This is a genomic window from Caballeronia choica, from assembly GCF_001544535.1.
GTDB lineage: Bacteria > Pseudomonadota > Gammaproteobacteria > Burkholderiales > Burkholderiaceae > Caballeronia > Caballeronia choica.
The window spans coordinates 100,152-122,048 of the sequence record NZ_FCON02000010.1 but is presented as its reverse complement, the minus strand read 5'-3'; the positions used below and the strand labels follow the sequence as shown (position 1 = coordinate 122,048).

The following is a 21,897-nucleotide window of genomic DNA, read 5'->3' as shown; positions in this document are numbered from 1 at the left end:
GGTTTCCCCGTTGTTGGCATGTAGAAAAGGCGCGCACGTCGCACCGCGACAGGGAGTGGATCAGCAGTCATTCATCCAGCCTCGCGCTACGCGCTCACCCGTCAGGCAAACCGGAAACCCGAAACCCATCGCCGAAACCCATCGCTCCATGGCTACGTTCGTGTTTGCTGCATGCTTAGATTTCCCTTGCTTGGCAGATCTGTCGTCGGGCACGAAGTGCCGGGACGGATGAATGACTGCTGATCCACTCCGTATAGCGGTGCGACGCGCGCGCCGCTTCTACATGCCAACAACGATGAAACCCCGCTAACGACACTCCCCCGGTTGGACCACTCCGAGGGAGCGGTCTAGCGGGGCATGGCAAGAATTGGCGTTGGAAAGCTGCTTTCTTTGCTTACTTTCTTTGCAGCAGCAAAGAAAGTGAGTCCCGCCCCGGACAGGGGCAGAGCAAATAAACCACAAAGAAAACAAGTTCCATAGAAGCGTAAAAACATCAAACGGTGTAACCAACCCCTAGCGCCAGCGCCTCTACCCATACAGCAAATGCTCAAGCAACTGAATCCAGTGCGTGACCGGCGTCGACGTGCCGCTCTGCAAATGCGCAATGCACCCGACATTCGCCGACACGATCAACTGCGCTTCCAGCTTTTCGAGCTTGTCGAGCTTCTGGTCGCGCAGCGTGTAGGACAGCTTCGGCTGCAGCACCGAATACGTCCCAGCCGACCCACAACAGAGATGACTGTCGGCAGGCAGGCGCACTTCGATGCCGAGCGCCGTCAGCAACTGCTCGACCTGTCCGCGAATCTGCTGCCCGTGCTGCAGCGTGCACGGCGGATGAAACGCGACGGTGTGCACGCCACGCCGCCGCGCGAGCGTGACCAGTTCTTCCTCATACTGCGGCAGGATTTCCGCGAGATCGCGCGTCAGATCGACAATGCGTTGCGCCTTCTCCGCGTAAGCCGGATCGCGGCGCAAGAGGTGCGCGTATTCCTTCACCGTCGCGCCGCAACCCGACGCGTTCATCACGATCGCCTCGACGCCATTCTCGACATAAGGCCACCACGCGTCGATGTTGTTGCGCACGTCATCGAGCGCGTCGTCGTTGTAGCCCAGATGCAGGCGGATCGCGCCGCAGCAGCCCGCATCGGGCGCCGTCACGATCTCGATGCCAAGCGCATCGAAGACGCGCGCCGTCGCCGTGTTGACGTTCGGCATCATCGCCGGCTGCACGCAACCCGACAGCATCAGCATCTTGCGCTCGTGCTTGCGCGTGGGCGCGGCGAGCGGCCGTTCCGACAGCGGGATCTTCGCGCGCAGCTTCCTCGACAGAAGCGGACGGAAGTGCTGGCCGAGTTTCATCGCGGGCGTGAAGAGCGTGCTGTTCGTGAGGAAGCCCGCGAGCAGCTTGCGCTCGATGCGTTGCCTGAGCGGCCGCTCCACCTTCTCCTCGACCACCTTGCGCCCGATCTCGACGAGCCGCCCGTATTGCACGCCCGACGGGCAGGTGCTTTCGCAATTGCGGCAGGTGAGGCAGCGGTCGAGATGCAGTTGCGTGCTGCGCGTGACCGGCGCGCCTTCGAGCATCTGCTTCATCAGGTAGATGCGTCCCCGCGGGCCGTCGAGTTCGTCGCCGAGGATTTGATAGGTCGGGCAGGTCGCCGTGCAGAAACCGCAGTGCACGCACTTTCGCAGGATGGCATCGGCTTCGTCGCCATCGGGCGTGCCGCGGATGAAATCGGCGAGATTGGTTTGCATCGCGTGGGTTCGCCTGGGCTCAGAAATCGGGATAGAGTCGGCCGCGGTTGAAGATGCGCGCGGGATCGAAGGCGGCTTTCAATCCGCGATGAATCTTCATCAGGGGCGCCGGCAGCGGCGTGAAGACGCCCGCGTTGCGATCGTAGGCGGCGCCCGAACGGAAGATGGTCGCGTGGCCGCCGGCCTGCTTCGCGCTGATGCGCACGGTTTGCGGGTCGGTGTCGGTGATCCACCAACGCTGCGCGCCGCCCCATTCCATCAGTTGCGCGCCGGGCAAGTGCAGCGGCTCGGCAATCGACGGCAACGCGAGGCGCCAGAGCGCCGCCTTCGGCTCGATCACCGCGAAAAACGGATCGGTTTGTTCGCGCAGGCCGATCCAGAAGCGGTCGGCTTCGACGGCATCGACGACTTCGCCGCCGAGCGTCGTGCGCGCCGACTTCACGGCGGCTTCCGCGCCCGCGAGCCGCAGCGCGAGGGTGCCGTCGCGCCACGCGCTGCCGGTGATCGGCAGCGGATGGCCGCCCCATTCGTTGAGCTTGCGCACGCCGTCGGTGGCGTGCATGTCGAACTTGAGCGTGGCTTCGGCGACCGGTCGCGGCAGCACCTTGATCGACAGTTCGAGGATCAGCCCGAGCGTGCCGAGCGAGCCGGCAAGCAGGCGCGAGACATCGTAGCCCGCGACGTTCTTCACCACCTGCCCGCCGAAGTGCAGCACCTGGCCCTGGCCGTTCATCACGACCGCGCCGAGCACGAAGTCGCGCGGCGCGCCGGTCCACGCGCGGCGCGGGCCGGCGATGCCCGCCGCGATGCAGCCGCCGATGGTCGCGTCGCGCCCGAAGTGCGGCGGCTCGAATGGCAGCATCTGGTCGCGTTCACGCAGCGCCGCTTCGACTTGCGCGAGCGGCGTGCCCGCCTTCACCGTGATGACGAGCTCGGCCGGGTCGTACTCGATGATCCCGCGATGCGCACGCGTATCGAGAAGCTCGCCCTGCAGCTTCTGCCCGTACCAGTCCTTGGTGCCGCCGCCGCGAATGCGGAGCGGCGTACTGGTCTCGGTGGCGCGGCGAATCCGTTCCGACCAGCCGGCGACGATATCGTCGTGTTCCATGGTGTCCTGCTTCTTTTGGCTTGTCGATCGATTGTACCGGCCGGTTCATGCCGCACTACTCGGGTGAACGTGGATAACCCCGGCCGTGTGGATCAGAAATCAAAAGCGCGGAATCTCCGGATGCGGCAGCAGTCCGCCGCGAATGTGCATCTTGCCGTACTCGGCGCAGCGCGCGCGCGTCGGGATGCCCTTGTCGGGATTCAGGAGCCCCGGCGGGTCGAAGGCGCGCTTGACCGCATGGAACGCGTCGCGCTCTTCCGGCGAAAACTGCACGCACATCGAATTGATCTTCTCGATGCCGACGCCATGCTCGCCCGTCACCGTGCCGCCCAGTTCGACGCAGGTTTCCAGGATGTCGCAGCCGAACGCCTCCGCACGGTGCCATTCGTCGAGATCGTTGCCGTTGAAGAGGATCAGCGGATGCATGTTGCCGTCGCCGGCGTGGAACACGTTGATACAGCGCAGCGCGTATTTCTTTTCCATCTCCTCGATTCGCGCGAGCAGCGGCCCGATCGCGCGGCGCGGCACGGTGCCGTCCATGCAGTAGTAATCCGGCGACATGCGGCCCGCCGCCGGGAACGCGTTCTTGCGCCCCGACCAGAACTTGAGCCGCTCGGCCTCCGAACGCGAAATCTGGATGCGGCTTGCGCCGTTTTCGCGGAGCACGGCCGTCATGCGCACGATTTCCTCGGCGACTTCGTCGTACGTGCCGTCCGATTCGCAGAGCAGGATCGCGGCGGCGTCGAGGTCGTAGCCCGCGTGCACGAATTCTTCGACGGCCCGCGTGGCGGGCTTGTCCATCATTTCGAGGCCGGCCGGGATGATGCCCGCCGCGATGATCGCGGCGACCGCGTTGCCGCCTTTCACCACGTCGTCGAAACTCGCCATGATGACTTGCGCCGTCTGCGGCTTCGGGATCAGCTTGACGGTAATCTCGGTGACGATCGCGAACATGCCTTCGCTGCCGATCAGCACCGCGAGCAGGTCGAGCCCGGGCGCGTCGGGCGCGAGCGAGCCGAACTCGACGACATCGCCTTCCATCGTCACGGCGCGCACGCGCAGGACGTTGTGCACCGTGAGGCCGTACTTCAGGCAATGGACGCCGCCGGAGTTCTCGGAGACATTCCCGCCGATCGTGCACGCAATCTGCGACGACGGATCGGGCGCGTAGTAAAGGCCGTAGGGCGCGGCGGCTTCGGAGATCGCGAGATTGCGCACGCCCGGCTGGACGGTCGCGGTGCGCGCGTACGGATCGACCTCGACGATCTTCCGGAAACGCGCGAGCGACAGCACGATGCCATGCCGGATCGGCATCGCGCCGCCCGAAAGGCCGGTGCCCGCGCCGCGCGGGACGATCGGCACGTCGAGCCGCAGGCAGATCTGCACGACGCGCTGAACCTGCGCCTCCGTTTCCGGCAACGCGACCGCGAGCGGCAGGCGTCGGTAGGCAGCGAGACCGTCGCATTCGTACGGCGCGGTGTCTTCGTCGCGAAACAGCAGGCAATGCGTCGGCAGCACGGCCATCAGCGCCTGCACGACCTCGCGCTGGCGCTGTTCCAGCACTTCAGGCGTGAACTCGGTGGGTGCGTTCATTTCTCCTCCAGGCGCTAGGTTCTTGAATTGTCTGAAAGACTGCTGTCGACCTGTCTTGCGCGCTTGCGGCCCAAGCGTCGGTCCGGCTCTACGTGAGATGGCCGGATCGCGCCCGCATCAGGCCGCAAAGGAAAAGATCTTGCCCGGATTCATCAGATTCTTCGGGTCGAGCGAATGCTTGATTGCGCGCATCACGCCGATCGCGTCCTCCCCGTGTTCTTCGATCATAAAGCCGATCTTGTGCAGCCCGACGCCGTGTTCGCCCGTGCACGTGCCGCCCATGCGCAGCGCGCGCTGCACGATCCGGTGATTGATGCGTTCCGCTTCTTCCAGTTCTTCGGGCTTCGCCGGATCGAGCAGCATCGCGACGTGGAAATTGCCGTCGCCCACGTGGCCGACGATCGGGCAGGGCAGCGTCGACGCGATCAGGTCCTGCTCGGTCTCGACCACGCATTCCGCGAGCCGCGAGATCGGCACGCAGACGTCGGTCGTCACGGCGCGGCAGCCGGGCTTCAATTGAAGCATCGCGAAGTAGGCGGCGTGGCGCGCGTTCCAGAGACGGCTGCGGTCTTCAGGGCGCGTCGCCCATTCGAAATCGGCGCCCGAATTCTGCGCGACGATCTCCTGCACGATGCCCGCCTGTTCCGCGACGCTCGCCTCCGAGCCGTGGAATTCGAAGAACAGCATCGGCGATTCGCGGAAGGTCAGGTTCGAGTGACGGTTGATCGCGCGCACGGCGAGCGCGTCGAGGAATTCGACCCGCGCGACCGGCACGCCCATCTGGATCGTCTCGATCACGGCGCGCACCGCATCGCCCATCGACGGAAACGCGCACACCGCCGCCGATACCGCTTCCGGTTGCGGATAGAGCCGCACGGTGATTTCGGTGATGACGCCGAGCGTGCCTTCCGAGCCGACGAACAAGCGCGTCAGGTCGTAGCCCGCCGACGACTTGCGCGCCCGCGTGCCGGTCTTGATGACGCGGCCGTCGGCGAGCACGACGGTGAGCGCGAGCACGTTCTCGCGCATCGTGCCGTAGCGCACGGCGTTGGTGCCCGAGGCGCGCGTCGCCGTCATGCCGCCGATGCTGGCGTCCGCGCCCGGGTCGATCGGAAAGAAGAGGCCGGTGTCGCGCAGCGCCTCGTTCAACTGCTTGCGCGAGATGCCCGGCTGGACGGTGACGGTCAGGTCCTCGGCGTTGATCGCGAGCACCTGGTTCATTTCGGAGAGATCGATCGATACACCGCCTTGCACCGCGAGCAGGTGGCCTTCCAGCGACGAACCGTTGCCGTAGGGAATCATCGGCACATCATGCTCGCCGCAGAGCCTGACGATCGTCTGCACTTCCTCCGTGCTGCGCGCGAAGACGACGGCGTCGGGCAATTGCGGGTCGAACGGGGATTCGTCGCGGCCATGATGAGCGAGCACGGCCTGCGCGCTGGTCGCGCGATCGCCGAACGCAGACTTGAGCGCATCGAACAGGGCGGCGGGGAACGGACGGCGAACAGCCAGTGGCGGAACGGGATGATTCACGGTTGTCTCCGGGACATCGGGCGCGCCCTTGCCTGGCGGCCCTGTTGCTTGTTGGTTTGCTGATTGATCGGGTTCGGCCGCGGCGGCGCTAGCGGCACGGCGCGCATAAAGGACATTTCCAGTACATTTTACGCCGATAGACCCCTGATCGCCGGTGCGCGCGAGGCACCTATAATGGACCGCGCATGCACCGCGCGACCACGGCAACCGGGGAGAAACGATGGGCAATCGGCTGAGCAAAATAGCAACGCGCACCGGCGACGACGGCACGACCGGCCTCGGCGACGGCAGCCGCGTGCAGAAGGACGACGCGCGGATCGCTGCGATCGGCGATGTCGACGAACTCAACTCGCAGATCGGCGTGCTGTTGTGCGAGCCGCTTCCGGGGAACGTGCGCGACTTGCTCGTCGACATCCAGCACGACTTGTTCGATCTCGGCGGCGAGCTGTGCATCCCGGGGCATTCGATGATCGAGACGCGCCACCTGGCGCAACTCGATGCGTGGCTCGCCGACTACAACGAGACGCTGCCGCCGCTCAAGGAGTTCATCCTGCCGGGCGGGTCGCGTGCGGCGGCGCTCGCGCATGTCGCGCGCACGGTATGCCGGCGCGCCGAGCGCTCGATCGTGGCGCTCGGGCGGGCGGACAAGGTCAACGCTGCGCCCCGGCAGTATGTGAACCGGCTGTCGGACTTGCTGTTCGTGCTCGCGCGCGTATTGAACCGCGTGGATGGCGGCAGCGATGTGTTGTGGGATCACGAGCGGCGGAAGTAGGGCGGCGCGCTTCAGCATCCATCCATAACGCAAGCACACCATCCACAAACTGCGACAAAACCCCTCGTTCTGTGTTCGCTTAAAAGATGTAGCATCACCGCATCTTTTAAGGAGAAGAACGAATGACTGCATTGACCGCCGACCAGATCGCCCGCGTTAAAGCCACGGCGCCCGTCCTTGCCGAACTCGGCACGACCATCACGACGCATTTCTACAAGCGGATGTTCGCCCATCATCCCGAGTTGAAGAACCTGTTCAACCAGGCGCATCAGCAAAGCGGCGGACAGTCCGAGGCGCTGGCGCGCGCCGTCTATGCGTATGCGGCGAACATCGACAATCTCGGCGCGCTCGGCGGCGCCGTCACCCATATCGCGCACAAGCACGCGAGCCTGAACATCCGCGCCGAGCACTACCCGATCGTCGGCGAGAACCTGCTCGCGTCGATCTCGGAAGTGCTCGGCGATGCCATCGATCAACCGACGCTCGACGCCTGGGCCGCCGCCTACGGACAACTCGCCGGCATCCTGATCGGCGCGGAACAGGCGCTCTATGACGGCGCCGCGTGGAGCGGCTTCCGGCCGTTCGTCGTGATGCGCAAGGAAATGGAGAGCGAGGAGATCACGTCGTTTTATCTGAAGCCGTCCGATGGCGGCAAGGTCTGCGATTTCGCGCCCGGCCAGTACATCAGCGTGAAGCGGTTCGTGAAGGAAATCGGTGTCGATCAGCCGCGCCAGTACTCGCTGTCCGATGCCCCGAACGGCCAGTGGCTGCGCATCTCGGTCAAGCGCGAGCGTCCCGCCGATTTGCCGGCCGGACATATCTCGAATGGGCTGCATGACGGCGTCGAGGTCGGTTCGATCGTCGAGGTGAGCGCGCCGATGGGCGAGTTTTCGCTCGATCGCTCGAAGACGACGCCTGTCGTCCTGATGAGCGGCGGGGTCGGGATCACGCCGATGGTGGCGATGCTGGCGTCGCTCGTCGGCAAAGGGAGCGCGCGGCGGGTCGTGTTCGCGCACGCGTGCCGTCACGGCGGCGTGCATGCGTTCAGACATTGGCTGAACGAGGTGGTCGCGACGCATCCGAACGTGTCGCGCGCCGTGTTTTACGAAACCGCTCGTGCCGCTGACTTGCAGGGCACGGACTTCGATTTCCTCGGACGCATGGACTGGGCGCAGTTCGTCGGCAGTGCGCTATTGCCGGATGCCGACTACTACGTCTGCGGCCCGGTCCGATTCATGAGCGCTCAGGTCGCCGCGTTGCATGCGGCGGGCATTCCTCCCGAGCGGATTCATACCGAGATCTTCGGCTCGGGCACGCTCGGCTGATTCGAGCAAGTAAAAAAGGGCTGCGAATTTCGCAGCCCTTTTTCAGTCCTCGCACGCGTGAAACGCCCAATCAGTTCCCGCCGCCGCGCGCCACGCGCCGCTGCTTGACGTTCTCCGCCAGTCCTTCCAGCACCTTCACGCTTTCCTCCCAGCCGATGCACGCATCGGTGATGCTCTGCCCGTAGGTCAGCTCGCAGCCCTCCTTCAAATCCTGCCGCCCGGCGACGAGATGCGATTCCACCATCACGCCGACGATCCGTTCATCCCCGCCCGCGATCTGCCGTCCGATGTCCTCGCAGACCGGAATCTGGTTCTCATGCTTCTTCGAACTGTTCGCATGGCTCGCATCGATCATCAGGCGCGCGGCGAGCCCTGCCTTGCCGATGTCACTGCACGCGGCGTTCACGCTGTCGGCGTCGTAGTTCGGCGCCTTGCCGCCGCGCAGGATGATGTGGCAGTCCTCGTTGCCGGCCGTGGACACGATCGCCGAATGGCCGCCCTTCGTCACCGACAGGAAATGGTGCGGTTGCGACGCAGCCTTGATCGCGTCGACGGCGATCTTCACGTTGCCGTCCGTGCCGTTCTTGAAGCCGACCGGGCACGACAGCCCCGAAGCCAGTTCGCGATGCACCTGCGACTCGGTCGTGCGCGCGCCGATCGCGCCCCACGAGATCAGGTCGGCGATGTACTGCGGGCTGATCATGTCGAGGTATTCGGTGCCGGCGGGCAGGCCCATTTCGTTGATGTTGAGCAGCAGTTCGCGGGCGGCGCGCAGGCCGTCGTTGATCTTGAAGCTGTTGTCCATGTACGGATCGTTGATGAGCCCCTTCCAGCCGACCGTCGTGCGCGGTTTCTCGAAGTACACGCGCATCACGATTTCGAGTTCGCCGGCAAAGCGCTTGCGTTGCTCGATCAGCCGGCCGGCATATTCCATCGCGGCCTTGGGATCGTGGATCGAGCACGGCCCGATGATGACGATCAGCCGGTCGTCCATCCCGTGCAGGATGCGGTGCATCGACTGGCGGGCGGTATAGATCAGTTCCGACACGGGTTCGCCGAGGGCGAACTCGCGGATCAAATGGGCGGGCGGGGTCAGTTCTTTCAATTCGCGGATACGGACGTCATCGGTGTTATGCGGGGGCATTTCGGTTCTCCAGGAACGCGCTGTCGCGTGCGTTGTTGTGTACTTTTGCCAGACGGGGAGGCGAAAAAAAACCGCCAGACTCGGCTGGCGGTTTTTCGGGAATTTCGGGTTCTGCGTACCTACGACTCACCCCTCTCGATCCGCCAGCGGCTTGAGATGCCAGAAAAAATAAAAATAAAACTTGGCGGACATGGCGGCGGGTTCGGAGTGGTTTCGGGTGGTTCGTGAAAATCAGGTGATTGCCTTTATAACCTCAAACATGCGCGACTGACAAGTCGGGACTGATAAAAACGCGGAGATTCCGCACGTCGACTGCAAAAACCGCAGGAAACGAGCGTGGATCATGCGGCATTCCCGCATGATCCACGCCGAATCAGACCGTGCCGCCAACCGTCATCTTTTCGATGCGCAGCGTCGGTTGCCCGACGCCCACCGGCACGCTCTGGCCTTCCTTGCCGCACACGCCGACACCGCTGTCCAGCGCCATGTCGTTGCCGATCATCGTCACGAATTTCAGCGATTCCGGCCCGCTGCCGATCAGCGTCGCGCCTTTGACCGGGTAGCTGATCTTGCCGTTCTCGATCATGTAGGCCTCGGACGCCGAGAACACGAACTTGCCGTTGGTAATGTCGACCTGGCCGCCGCCGAAGTTCACCGCATACAGGCCGTTCTTCACCGAGGCGAGGATTTCGCCCGGATCCTTGTCGCCGTTCAGCATGTAGGTGTTGGTCATGCGCGGCATCGGCAGGGCGGCGTAGGACTCGCGGCGCGCGTTGCCCGTCACCGGCATCTTCATCAGGCGCGCGTTCAGCGAATCCTGGATGTAGCCCTTCAGAACGCCGTCCTGGATCAGCGTCGTGCACTGCGTCGGATTGCCTTCGTCGTCGATATTGAGCGAGCCGCGGCGATTCGGCAGCGTGCCGTCGTCCACCACCGTCACGCCCTTCGCGGCCACGCGTTCGCCGATCCTCCCCGCGAACGCCGATGATCCCTTGCGGTTGAAGTCGCCTTCCAGCCCGTGGCCGATCGCCTCGTGCAGCAGCACGCCCGGCCAGCCCGGCCCGAGCACGACGGTCATCGCGCCCGCCGGAGCCGGGCGCGCTTCGAGGTTCACCAGCGCGGCGTGCACCGCATCGTCGCGCACGAGCGGCCGCACGTCGGCGGCGAGCGCGCCGTCGCTGCGCGCGACGAGCACGACGTCGTACTCGCCGGCGAGGCCGGCCATGACCTGGGAGATGCGCGGATCGCGGCCGCGCGCCATCTTCTCGACGCGTTCGAGCAGTTTCACCTTGGCGGTGGCATCGAGCGAATGGAGCGGATCGGCGGGCAGATACAGGTCGCGGCCGGAGACGCCCGTGAGCGAACTGGCCGACTTGATCTTGTGCTTGCCGCCGCCGGCTTTCGCGATGGCGCGCGTGGCGATGGCCGCCTGGCGGATCGACTCGGGCGAGAGGTCGTCGGAATAGGCGAACGCCGTGCGCTCACCCGACACGGCGCGCACGCCGACGCCCTGGTCGATGCTGAAGCTGCCCGATTTGACGATGCCCTCTTCGAGGCTCCACGCCTCGCTGCGGGTGGCCTGGAAGTAGAGGTCGGCGTAGTCAACCTTGTGCGTGAAGATCTCGGCGAGCGTGCGCGTGATGAGCGCCTCGTCGAGCCCATAGGGCGTGAGCAGGACGTCCTTCGCGGTGATGAGATTGCGGATGCCGGGTTCGATGATGTTCATGCGGTGCCTGTGGCTTTATCGATGACGTGTGTGGTTATTCTAACGTCGGTGTCTGGGGAGCCATCTGCGGGAGAAAAAGCGCGCTTTCAAGCTCGGGATATTTTGTCGGATGGTTCGCGTGAGGTTCAGCCTAGCACGCGATGGCGATAAGCCGGGAGGCTCTGCCGCACAGACGCGATGCGCGCGGGATCGATCTCGCCGGCCACGACGCCCGCGCCTTCTTCGCGCACGCCGATGATTTCGCCCCACGGATCGATCAGGATGCTATGGCCCCAGGTGCGGCGGCCGTTCTCGTGCTTGCCGCCTTGCGCCGCGGCGAGCACGTAGCACTGGTTTTCGACGGCGCGCGCCTTGAGCAGCGTTTCCCAGTGCGCCTTGCCCGTTGTGTAGGTAAACGCGGAAGGAACGACGATCAGCGCGCAGTCGCCCATCATCCGGTACAGCTCGGGAAACCGCAGGTCGTAGCAGACCGACAGCCCGACGCGCCCGCACGGCGCATCGAAGGTGCGGACCTCGCCGCCGGGGCAAATGGTGCGCGCCTCGTCGAACGACTCTTCGCCCTTTTCGAAATTGAACAGATGGATCTTGTCGTAGCGCGCCACCTGGCTGCCGGACGGATCGAAGACGAGCGTGGTATTCAGCACGCGTGACGGTTCCGGCGACTCCAGCGGCAGCGTGCCGCCGATCACCCACACGCGATGTTCACGCGCGGCATCGGCGAGAAACTGCTGGATCGGCCCGTGCCCGGGCGTTTCGCGGATGGCGAGCTTGTCGGTGTCCTTGAAGCCCATGAAGCAGAAGTATTCGGGCAGCAGCACCAGTTGGGCGCCAGCGCGCGCGGCTTCGGCGATCAGCCGGCCTGCCTCGGCGAGATTGCGCTCGCGATCCGGCGTGCTGACCATCTGCAGCGCCGCGACCCTGAACGGCGCGGCGGGGGTTTCGCTTGATCTTTCGCTCATGTCTGCCTGCGGTGAATGCGTCCGAATGTGTCGATAGCGGGACAGTGGGGACCAGACGCGCCGCTGTCAGCCTCAGTCGGTGACAGCGGCGGCAGGTGTTTCGATCTTACCCTGATCGCCGTGCACCCGCTGGATGACCGGTTTCGACCACGTTCCGGTGATCGCGTAGTCCCGGGCGAACGCCTTGCCGATCGATTTCGACAGCACGAGATCGGCCGCGAGCGTGCCGAGGCCGAGCAGCGGATTGATGACGGCGGCGCCGATCGCCACTGCCCCGGCGCTCACGGTCGGGATCACGTAGGCGTGCAGGTCCTGGGTGTGGGTCGGCAGGTTCACCATCCCCTTCAGTTCGACGCGCGCCGGCGACGTGACCATCGTGAAGTTGTCGCTGCGGGCGATGCCGTTCTCGATCTTCGCCGTGCCCGTGACCTTCTCGAACGGCAGCCCTTTGCCGACGACGTCCTGGAAGTCGAGCGTGAGCAGGTGCGCGAGGCTTTGCAGGCTGAGGATGCCGAGCAGCTTCGCCGCGCCCGCGTTCGGCTTCAGGATCTGGCCGTGGCGCAGGTCGACGGCGAGATTGCCGTTCAACGTGGGCAGGTCGATGGTGGTCGGGCCGCCGTCCCACGCCGCGTTGCCCGAGATCGTGCCGCTTCCCGCGTTCAGCGCGTGCGGCAGGCCGAAGCGGTCGAGCAGCAACCCCAGGTTCGACACGGCGAGCTTGAAATCGAGCGCGGTGCGGCGGGGCGGGCCGGCTGAGGCGGGCGCGCGCCAGTTGGCGGTCGCCGCGAGCGTCGCGTCCGCATTCGACAGTTCCAGCTTGTCGAGCTGCCACACCGGCACGCCGTTCTCGACGTCGTTGCGAGCATCGACCTGGAGCCGCCCGATCGTCCGTCCGCGCACGACCACTTCGTTCACGATCAGATCGATCGACGGCATGTTGGCCGGCGGCCTGCGGATCATCTGTCCGACGAGGTCGTTCTCCGACTTCTCGGGGATCACGACCTGCGCGAAGCGCGCCTGCAACGCGCCGGGGCTGCCCTTGACCGCGCCGGGCGTCCACGCGACATAGCCCGACACCTGGTTCGACGCGATGTTGGCCTGCCATTTCCGGTCGGCCTGGCTCGCACCGATCACGACGTTTTCCCAGCGCCGGTTGAGCAGCTTCAGCGTGGTGAGATGCAGGGCGACGCGGGTCGGGATGAACTGCTTGACGTTTTCATTCATCGCGGGCGCTTGCGACACTTTCTGCACCGCTTTCTGCTCGCCCGGCGCGGGCGGCGGATTTAATTCGGCGAAGAACTTGCGCCATGCGTCGGCATCGAGTTCGTCGAGTTCGACCGCGGCCGTCACGCCCTGCGACGGCAAATCCGCCGGCTTGTTCACGCCGATCGCGCCGCGCACGACGTTCATCTGCGTCTTGCTCACCTGCTGCAATACGTAATGCGCCTTCACGGGCCCGAGCGTGAGGTTCGCATCGTGACGCCCCGCTGCGTCGCCCTCGGCGGGCTCGAAGCTCAGCGCGAACGGCATCGGCGTGCCCTGCGGCTTCGCGAAAGGCGCGGGAAAGTCGAGGCCGAGGCCCGTGAGGTCGGAACGGGTCTCGATGCGCGGCAGCGCGTTCTTGACCCCGCGCACGTGCATTTCGTAGGGCGCCGTGCCGCTCACGCGCTTGAGAACCTGCGCGACCAGCGGACTGATATGAACGTTGAGCCCCTGCGCCGCGTCCGCGCCGATACGGCCATTCACGTTGAACGCGTAGCTGCCGTCCGGCTTGACGCCGCCGTTGCCGCGCACTTCGCCGCCGAGGAAACGCCCGGTGAGGTTGTCGAGCGTGACGGTCTTGGCGGCGAAGCTCGCGCGCCCGCGCACGTGCGACAGCGGCGGCAGGTTCTCATAAGCGATTTCGTTGTCGGCGAAGGTGAGCGAACCGTCGTAGTCGACGTGCGGCTTCGGCAGCCGGATGCGCGGAATGCCGAGCTTGAGCGCGAGCGTCGCGTCGCCGGTCGCGTGGACCTTCTGCACCGCGTGCTTCGAGATCAGGCCGAGCGAACTGTCGTCGACGTACTGCAGCATGTCGGTGAGCGGGCCGTGCGCGTGGCCGTCGATCAGAAGCAGCGACTCGCGGTTGCCCGTGTCCTCGATGCGGCCGTTCGTCTTCGTGATCGCGACGTTGCGATAGTGCGCGCGGTCGATGTCGAAGCGCAGCTTGTTCTGCGCCAGCTGGAACTTGCCGTCGATGCCCTCGAAGCCCGGCCAGAAGTTCGGCATGCCGTTCGCCAGCTTCCTCGGCGGGAACGGCGTGGGATCGAACTTGCCGCCGGTGAACGGCGCTTCAATGTGGAAGATGCCGGCATCGGGAAACTTCGCGTAGGGGAATTTCGTCAGGTCGCCGTGCACTTCGATCGTGCCGTTGCGCGACGTGCCCGCCTGCAACGCATGACCGAGATAGATGCGCACGCGTTCGCTGAGGCTCGTCGGCAGGTAGCGCACAAGGCGCGTCACCTTCAGGTGCGCGACTTTCGCCTTCAGGTCGAGCGAGCCGCGTCCGTGGCCCTGGTTCCAGTAGTAGGCGGTCGCCTCGCCTTCGGCATCGGCGTTCTTCACGCGCAGCGTTTCCACGCGCACCGTGAACGCCTTGCGCGGCTCGCCGGGCGCGGGCGCGTCGGCGACGGTCCAGGCCGCGCGCCCTTCGAGCGAATCGAAGGTCAGGCGCGGATCATCGAACGCGCCGGGAATCGTGACCGCGGCGTTCCTAGTGTCGATGGTGATCGAGCCTTGCGACTGGTCGGCGTCGACTTTGCCCCACAGGTTTTCGATGCCGGGAATCCCCGCGCGCGGATGGTTGTTCACCGTGAGGCCGGGCGGCGGTTCCTGCGCCTGCACGCTGATGCCTTGCAGGTCGGCCTTCAGCATATAGCTCAGCAGCGGCGGCGCCTCGCCCTTCGCGCGTTGCTCGTCGGCTTCCTGTTGCGTCCTCGGTGGGGCGCGCTCGGAGCGCAGGACGTAATTGGCAATCTGCCCGCGCGGATTGAACCGCACGAGATCGTTCAGCACCTTGCGCGGCAGCGGCAGCGCGCGCATGAACTCGGCGAGTATTCCCAGATCGATCTGGTCGCCGGCCACGCTGATCGCCTGTCCACGCTGCGGCGCCGGTGCGCGATAGGTGGCCGTCAACGTTTGCGAGGTGAAAAGACGCGCGACCGGCGTGCCGTCGTCGAGCGGTGCCTGGCCGAACTCCGCGTGCACGTCAGACAGGTGCAGCGTGTACTCGCCGTCGTCCTGCGCGAGCGTCCAGCCGAACTGGGCGATCGGCAACTCCAGGCGCGGCTGCGTCGGCCTCACGCGCAGCGCGATATCGTTGCCCGACGACTCGCCTTGCGCCGTCTGCAGCTTGCCGCCCGCGAAGTTCAGCCAGATCCGGTTGTCGATGCGGCCGCTGTAGATCGCGAACGGCATCTCCACATAACGCGCGAGCATCGGCAGGTCGACGGGGCCTGTCGTCAGGTAGGCGCGGCCGCTCCAGTGCGCTGGCACGCCGATCGCCGCGAACGGCTGATGGCGGAAGTCCGCGCGAACGTCGAGCGGGCCGTGCAGCAATTCGCCGTCGGCGGGGGCCTGGAGCGCGAGCCGGTGGCGGGTGCCGTCGTTGATGATCGCGAGCCGCAGGCGCTTCAGCGCGATCTCCGGCGCCGCGCGCTCGGCATCGCGCCAGCGCAGCGTACCGTCGCGCAGCACGATGGCCTGCTGCCTGAGAAGCCATGTCGTGAACGCGCTTTCGCCGGTGCGTTTCGTTGGGATGGGGACGCCCGCGACCCGCAGCGAGCCGTCCGCGGCGCGCGAAATGATCACGTCAGGGCCATCGACAGTGAGATTCGAGAGCACCGGCGCGAGCCTGAACACGGAACTCCACGACAGGCTCGCGCTCGCGTGCGGCACGGCGAGGCCGGGCGCGCCATCGGCGGCATCGATGCGCAGGTTGTCGACGTCGAACACCGGCTCGAAGCCCGACCAGCGCGCGGTGAGCCGCCCGATGTGCAATTGCGCGTGAAGCTTCGACGAGACGAGATGCTCGATGCGTGGCCGGAAGGCATCGACTTGCGGAAGGACGACATAGCGCAAGCCGAGATAGAGGCCCGCCACCGCGAAATACAGCGCGACGGCCAGCACCAGGATGACCCTGAAGGCGTGCGAAAGCACGCGCTCGGCAGTGCCGCTGGGCTTCGCTTGTCCAACTTCGAGAGGGTCGACGGATTGCTTGCTGTCGGACATGCTGCGGCGTTTCGGCGATATGGTAGTTTTGCGTGTTATGCGTTGAAATGTAACACACGGTGGTGCGCATCAGGCTTGGCGCGTGCCTTCGAATCCTCCCGGAAAACCAAGCCCAGACGGCGTCTGGCGTGTTTCGCGACGGCCATCGAGCGGTGTCCCGAAGCGTCTCGCTGGCCGTCGTGTTCTTGAAGCAACGAGCGAGCCCGACTCCAGATGACTCCAGCAACACTTCGCAGTTCCGCCTATTCCAACTTTGCCGCGCGCGCGTACGCGGCGCGTCCCGAACTGCCCGCGCAAGTCGCGCAATGGGCATCGGCGCGCATCACGCGGACCTGGATCGAAGCGCGTCTGGATGCGCTGTGCCAGACCTGCGGGACGGGTGCCACGCTGAACGAGGCCGCCCTCAAGACCGCGCTGCGCCGGCTTCGCACGGAAGTGTTCTGCACCGTGATGGAACGCGATCTCGTGGGCGACGCGGACGTCGCCGAAGTGACGGGCGCGATGACCGATCTCGCCGAACTCACCGTGCAGCGGGCGCTGTCGGTATTGTCGGCGGATCTGGAAGTGCTCTTTGGCGAGCCGCGCGGGCCGGGCGGCGAGCGGCTGACGCTCGGCGTCGTCGGCATGGGGAAGCTCGGTGGGCGCGAGCTGAACGCATCGTCGGATATCGACCTGATCTTCGTCTACGAAGACGACGGCGAGACAGCCGGCGGCCAGCGCGCACCGCTCACGACGCAGGAGTTCTTCAGCCGCCTCGGGCGCCGGCTGATCGCCGCGCTTGCCGAACTCACGCAGGACGGCTACGTGTTTCGCGTCGACATGCGGCTGCGGCCGAATGGCGATTCCGGTCCGCTCGTGTGCAGCCTCGGCATGCTGGAGGAGTATTTCTACGTGCAGGGCCGCGAGTGGGAACGCTACGCGTGGATCAAGGGGCGACTCGTGTCAGAAGGCGAGAGCGCTTCGGCGCAGCGTCTCGCCAGGCAGCTCGACGCGATCGTGACGCCGTTCGTCTACCGCCGCTATCTCGACTACGGCGTGATCGCGGCGATCCGCTCGCTGCATCTGCAGATCCGCCAGGAAGCGCAGCGGCGCGCGTCGATGCGCCCAGACAAGGCCGACGACATCAAGCTCGGACGCGGCGGCATTCGCGAGATCGAGTTCAGCGCGCAGGTGTTCCAGTTGATTCGCGGCGGACAGGTGGCGGAGTTTCGCATTCGTCCGACGCTTGCCGTGCTCGCCCGGGCGGCTGCGCATGGGCTGATTTCGACGACGGTGCGCGCCGGGCTGACCGAGGCCTACCTCTTCCTGCGGAAGGTCGAGCACCGGCTGCAATATCGTAACGACGCGCAGACTCACGCGATGCCCGTCGCGCCCGAAGAGCGCGCGCTGCTCGCCGAATCGCTCGGCTTTGCCGATTACGCCGCGCTGATGGCGAAGCTCGACGCGCATCGCGAAATCGCCGAGGGCCAGTTCGACGAAATCTTCGCCAACAAGATGAACGGTCAGGGCGGGCGCGGCGTGGCCGAGGATTCGGCGGCGTCGTGGATCTGGAGCAGCGCGCTCGCCGATGACAGCGCCGGCGAAGAACTCATCGCGCGTCTCGCCGGTCTCGGTTTCACCGACCCCGCCGGCTTGCTCGCACGCCTGACGAGCGTCTGGAATTCGTCGCGCTACGCCGGCTTGCCCGCGAAAAGCCGCGAGCGCTTCGACATCGTCGCGCAGCGCGCGCTGGAAGCGGCGCAGTCGATCGAACCGCCCGAGCGGCGCGGCGACACGATCACGCGTCTCTTCGACCTGCTCGAAGCGACGGCCAAGCGGGGTGCTTATCTCGCGTTGCTGACCGAATATCCGGCGGCGCTGGATCGCGTGCTGTCGGTGCTCGGCGGCTCACGCTGGGCGGCGGGCTACCTGATCCGGCATCCGCAACTGCTCGACGAACTGCTCGACGACGAAGCCATCGCGAGCCCGTTCGACTGGCCGGAATTCAAGCGGTCGCTGCGTGCGCACATCGACGCCGCCGATGGCGCCGAACAGCAGATGGACCTCCTGCGTCACGCGCATCAGGCCGAGGTGTTCCGCATTCTGCTGATCGACCTGGCGGGGCATCTCACCGTCGAGCGCATCAGTGACCGGCTGTCCGAGCTCGCCGATGCCGTGCTCGACGTGACCATCGAAACGGTCTGGAAGCAGTTTCCGAAGCGGCATCGGGAGGTGCCGAAGTTCGCGGTGATCGCGTATGGGAAGCTGGGTGGGAAGGAGTTGGGCTATGCGTCGGACCTCGATCTGATTTTTCTCTACGACGACCCCGCTGATGCTGCTTCCGATATCTATGCGATGTTCGCGCGGCGGCTCGTCACGTGGCTCACGACGGCGACGGGGGCGGGCACCTTGTTCGATGTGGATTTGCGGCTGCGTCCGAATGGAGAGTCCGGGCTGCTGGTGACGAGTTTTGAGTCGTTTCGCGCGTATCAGATTCGCGAGGGCGATGCGGCGAATACCGCGTGGGTTTGGGAACATCAGGCGCTTTCGCGGGCGCGGTACTGCGCGGGCGATGCTGAGATCGGCGAGCAGTTCGAGGCGATCCGCGCTGAAGTGCTCGTGATGCCGCGGGAGCCTGGTGTGCTCGCGCGGGAGATCGTCGCGATGCGCGAGCGGGTGGAGGTGGGGCATCCGAATCGGACGGAGTTTTTTGATATCAAGCACGATCGCGGCGGGATGGTCGATATCGAGTTCATCGTGCAGTTTTGGGTGTTATTGCACGCGCGGGAGCATCGGGAGTTCGTGCGCAATGCGGGGAATATTTCACTGCTGAGGATCGCGGCGGAGTGTGGGCTTGTTTCGGGGGATGAGGCGGAGAGGATTGGGGCGGCTTATCGGTTGTATCGGAAGTTGCAGCATAAACTCAGGCTCGATGGGATGGAGAAGGCGCGGGTCGAGCCTGAGTTGGTCGCGCAGGAGCGGGCGGCGGTGGTGGGGTTGTGGGGGAGGGTGTTTGGGGGGATCTGACGCGTGAATAAGGTTTGCGTCGCGAAGTGTGCAAAAAATGAGCGTCGCGGAAATGTCGTTCAGTTAACCTTTTACGTGAAACAAACCGCGCGGTGATATGCGCGGTTTAGGTGAATATTTGAGGCAGTGATCAGCGGCTACTTGACTGGAGAATGTCGCAAGTCGGCCAGTTATGCGGATAACGGCGTGGGCTGGGTTCACAATCGGGTCGGCCCTAGGGATTGGCGAGTCGACACTCGGACGCCGATGGGGAGTTCCTTTCCGGAGGGTAGTCGCAGTGGTCGCTTAGCGAGCCTTCGCGGAGCTCGCCATCAGTTGCTAGTCCGTCAGGGCGCTCAAGTTTTAGCGACTGTTGCCGAAAGGTATTAAAAGGAGGTTTGTTGACGTTTCTGAGAGAGTTGATGGATACACATAGCAACGAACGATTCACGGCGTTTCTTCGCGAAAAGGCGGCAGAGGCGAAGCGCGAATTGAGATACGACCCGCGGCAGTTTCTCTCTATGTTGGGGGCAGAAGGCGGCTATTCGACTGTGGCAAAGCTGGTTGGGGGAAAAAATCCCTCCGACGGCTTCGTTAAGCTCTGGGAAAGTGGGCGTCTGGACCTTTCCGTGGAAGCGCTAGTTCTCGAGACGGAATGGATCCGATTCTTCGATGAACAATTGCTCAAAGTGGCCGAGCGAAAGTTGAAGGGGGCCGGTTACCGATACGTACGGTATGTTGCCGCCGAGAGCAGCGAGCGGCTGCCTGCGGTCGTTCTGAAAAAAGCCACGCCTGAGTACATCTGGAGGTCCGTTCAATTGTTTCAGAGCGGGGATGTAAGCCACGCTTTCGGTTCATCCACGAAATATGACTTGATCGACGAGAACGGTGATCGGTTTGCACCGAAAGCCGTCTTTGGCGTCGCCCTCTCCATGGCGTTAGATGGTGCGACAATCGAGCCAAAGCATTTTTCGGGAGACGAAGCATCGCTATGTTTCGCGCTCCTGCGAGACGCCGGCTATCAAATTGTGCCGAAAGACTTCGATTCGCCTTCGACCGATCCGGCGTCGATGCCGGAACAGGAGTGGATGGAAGGCGATCGAAAACTTGTCTCGCATCTCAGGCGAGAGCGATCCCCCGGACTGGCAAAAGCTAAAAAGGCGCAGTTTAGGCGTCTGCACGGAAAGCTCACCTGCGAGCGCTGCAAGCTGGATCCTGTTGCTGTATTCGGAACAGAGCATGCGGAAGCTTGTATCGAAGTCCATCATTCGACAACTCACGTCGGCCAGATGGGGCCTCAACACAAAACGATGCTCGATGACGTACAGTGTCTGTGCGCAAACTGTCACCGACTTGTGCACCGACTTCTGCGAGAGGAAGACAAAGTCCACGCCCACGAAGATTGATTTCCGAGGGGCAGCATGCACGTGAGAAGACGATCACCGCTTCCCTTGCATCGCATGAGTGACTGCTGCACTCTAAAACGCGACGCTTGAACTGCGACGCTATGACTGGCGGCGACGGGTCGAGCTGGGCCGGCCGCGGCGCCTCAAGGATTGACGAGACGCGCATGGTCCGCGAGCCGATTCACAATCCATATTCGTTGTTCCTTGATGGAAGGTCGATGTTCTGATTCGCGAAGTGAAGTGCGGTGGGATGGTTGGAAAACAAGAAGAAGGATAAACCAAAGAACAGCGAGCTCGTCACCTAGGCGGGATCCGGCCATGAGGCGCCAATCGCCTGTCACGTCGCCCGGACGTTCGAACGTCGGCTCCGCAACTTGCAAGCGGCCATTCGATGAGCGAAGACGAATGTAGCCTTGTCGGCCTTTGTCGATATTCCGATGTCGGTGTTGGCAATTCTGTCAGAATCCTGACAGACTATAATCCAGCGCTCGGGTCCTGCCCCACAGGGTCCCTTCACACCGCTCACCGCCCATGCTTACTGCCGTCAAAACCCGCTGGTTCCAGTCAAAGGTCCAGGCTGAAATCAAGGCGCAACACAACGATCAAGCGTTCGTCAACACGGTGTTCAACCGCGTCGATGTGCTTCGAGAACTCGACCGCCTCAGAAATGATCCTGTCCTTGCGCGCGCGAAGACGGGTCCGTTTCTAGCTGCGTGCAAGGTCTTGGCGTTGAACGTCGCCGCGACGGACAGCGAGCCCATTGTGCAGATGCAATGTGCCAACCTGCTCGGCGAGCGGCTGCGCAAAGCCCGCTCAAACAACGCCTTCTACGAAGCACATAAAGCCTTCTTTTCGGAAGTCGAAAATCTCTTTCACAACGCTATCGAGCGCAACCGTGGCGCAGCGGCTCCCCAAGCCACGTCCGACATGCCTGGACTAGCTCGACTCCGCCAAGCGTTCGACGAAGCGTCGGCCGTGGCGTCATGGTCGCTGATAACGCTGCTTAAGTTGAACGAGGAGTATTACGTCGAGCATCCCGAAGAACTGAACCGTGCCGAAGCGTCGCTCTCCAGAGGATTTGATGCGGCAGAGAACAAGAACCCACGATGGGCTTACCTACATTTCATGGAGGGGATCAACCAAGCAATCAAGGTCAACCAGAACCTAGTGCTTGCGCATCCCAAACTAACCGACGCGGTGGTGCGAATCCGGTCGATCGAGAAAGAAACGATTATCCCTCTCTGGCCGGAATACCAAGACGATCCCTCGTGGATATAGGTACATTAAGGCCCCGCTGGATAGACCCCTGTGCTCGTGATGAC

At 64.3% G+C, this 21,897-nt stretch carries 13 protein-coding genes; 5 read left to right on the top strand and 8 right to left on the bottom strand.

Going from position 1 to position 21,897, the window contains the following annotated elements; all coding sequences use genetic code 11:
- Positions 1-528: 528 nt before the first annotated feature.
- From glcF to AWB68_RS07070, 4 genes are all read right to left on the bottom strand, one after another.
- The gene (glcF, locus tag AWB68_RS07085) at positions 529-1,755 is read right to left on the bottom strand and encodes a glycolate oxidase subunit GlcF (protein ID WP_087643634.1); all 1,227 of its coding nucleotides are present in this window, start codon (positions 1,753-1,755) and stop codon (positions 529-531) included.
- Between the two features lie 19 nt (positions 1,756-1,774).
- Positions 1,775-2,863, bottom strand: coding sequence for a glycolate oxidase subunit GlcE (gene glcE, locus AWB68_RS07080; RefSeq protein WP_087643633.1), 1,089 nt, complete (start codon positions 2,861-2,863; stop codon positions 1,775-1,777).
- A 99-nt stretch (positions 2,864-2,962) separates the two neighbouring features.
- On the bottom strand, positions 2,963-4,456 hold the full coding sequence (locus tag AWB68_RS07075) for an FAD-linked oxidase C-terminal domain-containing protein (protein WP_087643632.1): 1,494 nt from the start codon (positions 4,454-4,456) through the stop codon (positions 2,963-2,965).
- A 117-nt stretch (positions 4,457-4,573) separates the two neighbouring features.
- On the bottom strand, positions 4,574-5,989 hold the full coding sequence (locus AWB68_RS07070) for an FAD-binding oxidoreductase (RefSeq protein ID WP_087643631.1): 1,416 nt from the start codon (positions 5,987-5,989) through the stop codon (positions 4,574-4,576).
- A 220-nt stretch (positions 5,990-6,209) separates the two neighbouring features.
- Between AWB68_RS07070 and AWB68_RS07065 the strand changes: the two genes are divergently transcribed.
- Both AWB68_RS07065 and hmpA read left to right on the top strand, forming a co-directional pair.
- Positions 6,210-6,761 carry a cob(I)yrinic acid a,c-diamide adenosyltransferase gene (locus tag AWB68_RS07065; RefSeq protein WP_087643630.1) on the top strand — a complete coding sequence of 184 codons (552 nt, stop codon included), beginning with the start codon at positions 6,210-6,212 and terminating at the stop codon, positions 6,759-6,761.
- A gap of 122 nt (positions 6,762-6,883) precedes the next feature.
- Positions 6,884-8,086: an NO-inducible flavohemoprotein gene (gene hmpA, locus AWB68_RS07060; RefSeq protein WP_087643629.1), complete on the top strand. Its 1,203-nt coding sequence runs from the start codon at positions 6,884-6,886 to the stop codon at positions 8,084-8,086.
- A 70-nt stretch (positions 8,087-8,156) separates the two neighbouring features.
- Here the strand turns inward: hmpA and aroG are convergent, their stop codons facing one another.
- From aroG to AWB68_RS07040, 4 genes are all read right to left on the bottom strand, one after another.
- Complete coding sequence (gene aroG, locus AWB68_RS07055; protein WP_087643628.1) at positions 8,157-9,230, bottom strand: 3-deoxy-7-phosphoheptulonate synthase AroG; 1,074 nt, start codon at positions 9,228-9,230, stop codon at positions 8,157-8,159.
- A gap of 373 nt (positions 9,231-9,603) precedes the next feature.
- Positions 9,604-10,956 (bottom strand): metallopeptidase TldD-related protein, encoded by a 1,353-nt coding sequence (locus AWB68_RS07050; RefSeq protein WP_087643627.1) that lies wholly within the window; start codon positions 10,954-10,956, stop codon positions 9,604-9,606.
- A 125-nt stretch (positions 10,957-11,081) separates the two neighbouring features.
- Entirely contained in the window at positions 11,082-11,915 is an 834-nt protein-coding gene (locus tag AWB68_RS07045) for a carbon-nitrogen hydrolase family protein (protein ID WP_087643626.1), read from the bottom strand.
- 72 nt (positions 11,916-11,987) lie between these two features.
- Positions 11,988-16,184, bottom strand: coding sequence for a YhdP family phospholipid transporter (locus AWB68_RS07040; RefSeq protein WP_087643625.1), 4,197 nt, complete (start codon positions 16,182-16,184; stop codon positions 11,988-11,990).
- A 213-nt stretch (positions 16,185-16,397) separates the two neighbouring features.
- On the opposite strand from AWB68_RS07040, the gene glnE reads away from it, so the two are divergent.
- The 3 genes from glnE to AWB68_RS07025 all read left to right on the top strand — a co-directional run bounded on the left by glnE (position 16,398) and on the right by AWB68_RS07025 (position 21,853).
- Positions 16,398-19,190 (top strand): bifunctional [glutamate--ammonia ligase]-adenylyl-L-tyrosine phosphorylase/[glutamate--ammonia-ligase] adenylyltransferase, encoded by a 2,793-nt coding sequence (glnE, locus tag AWB68_RS07035; RefSeq protein ID WP_087643624.1) that lies wholly within the window; start codon positions 16,398-16,400, stop codon positions 19,188-19,190.
- A gap of 401 nt (positions 19,191-19,591) precedes the next feature.
- The gene (locus AWB68_RS07030; RefSeq protein ID WP_125482890.1) at positions 19,592-20,575 is read left to right on the top strand and encodes an HNH endonuclease; all 984 of its coding nucleotides are present in this window, start codon (positions 19,592-19,594) and stop codon (positions 20,573-20,575) included.
- Positions 20,576-21,106: 531 nt separating this feature from the next.
- Positions 21,107-21,853 carry a hypothetical protein gene (locus AWB68_RS07025; protein ID WP_087643622.1) on the top strand — a complete coding sequence of 249 codons (747 nt, stop codon included), beginning with the start codon at positions 21,107-21,109 and terminating at the stop codon, positions 21,851-21,853.
- Positions 21,854-21,897 lie beyond the last annotated feature (44 nt).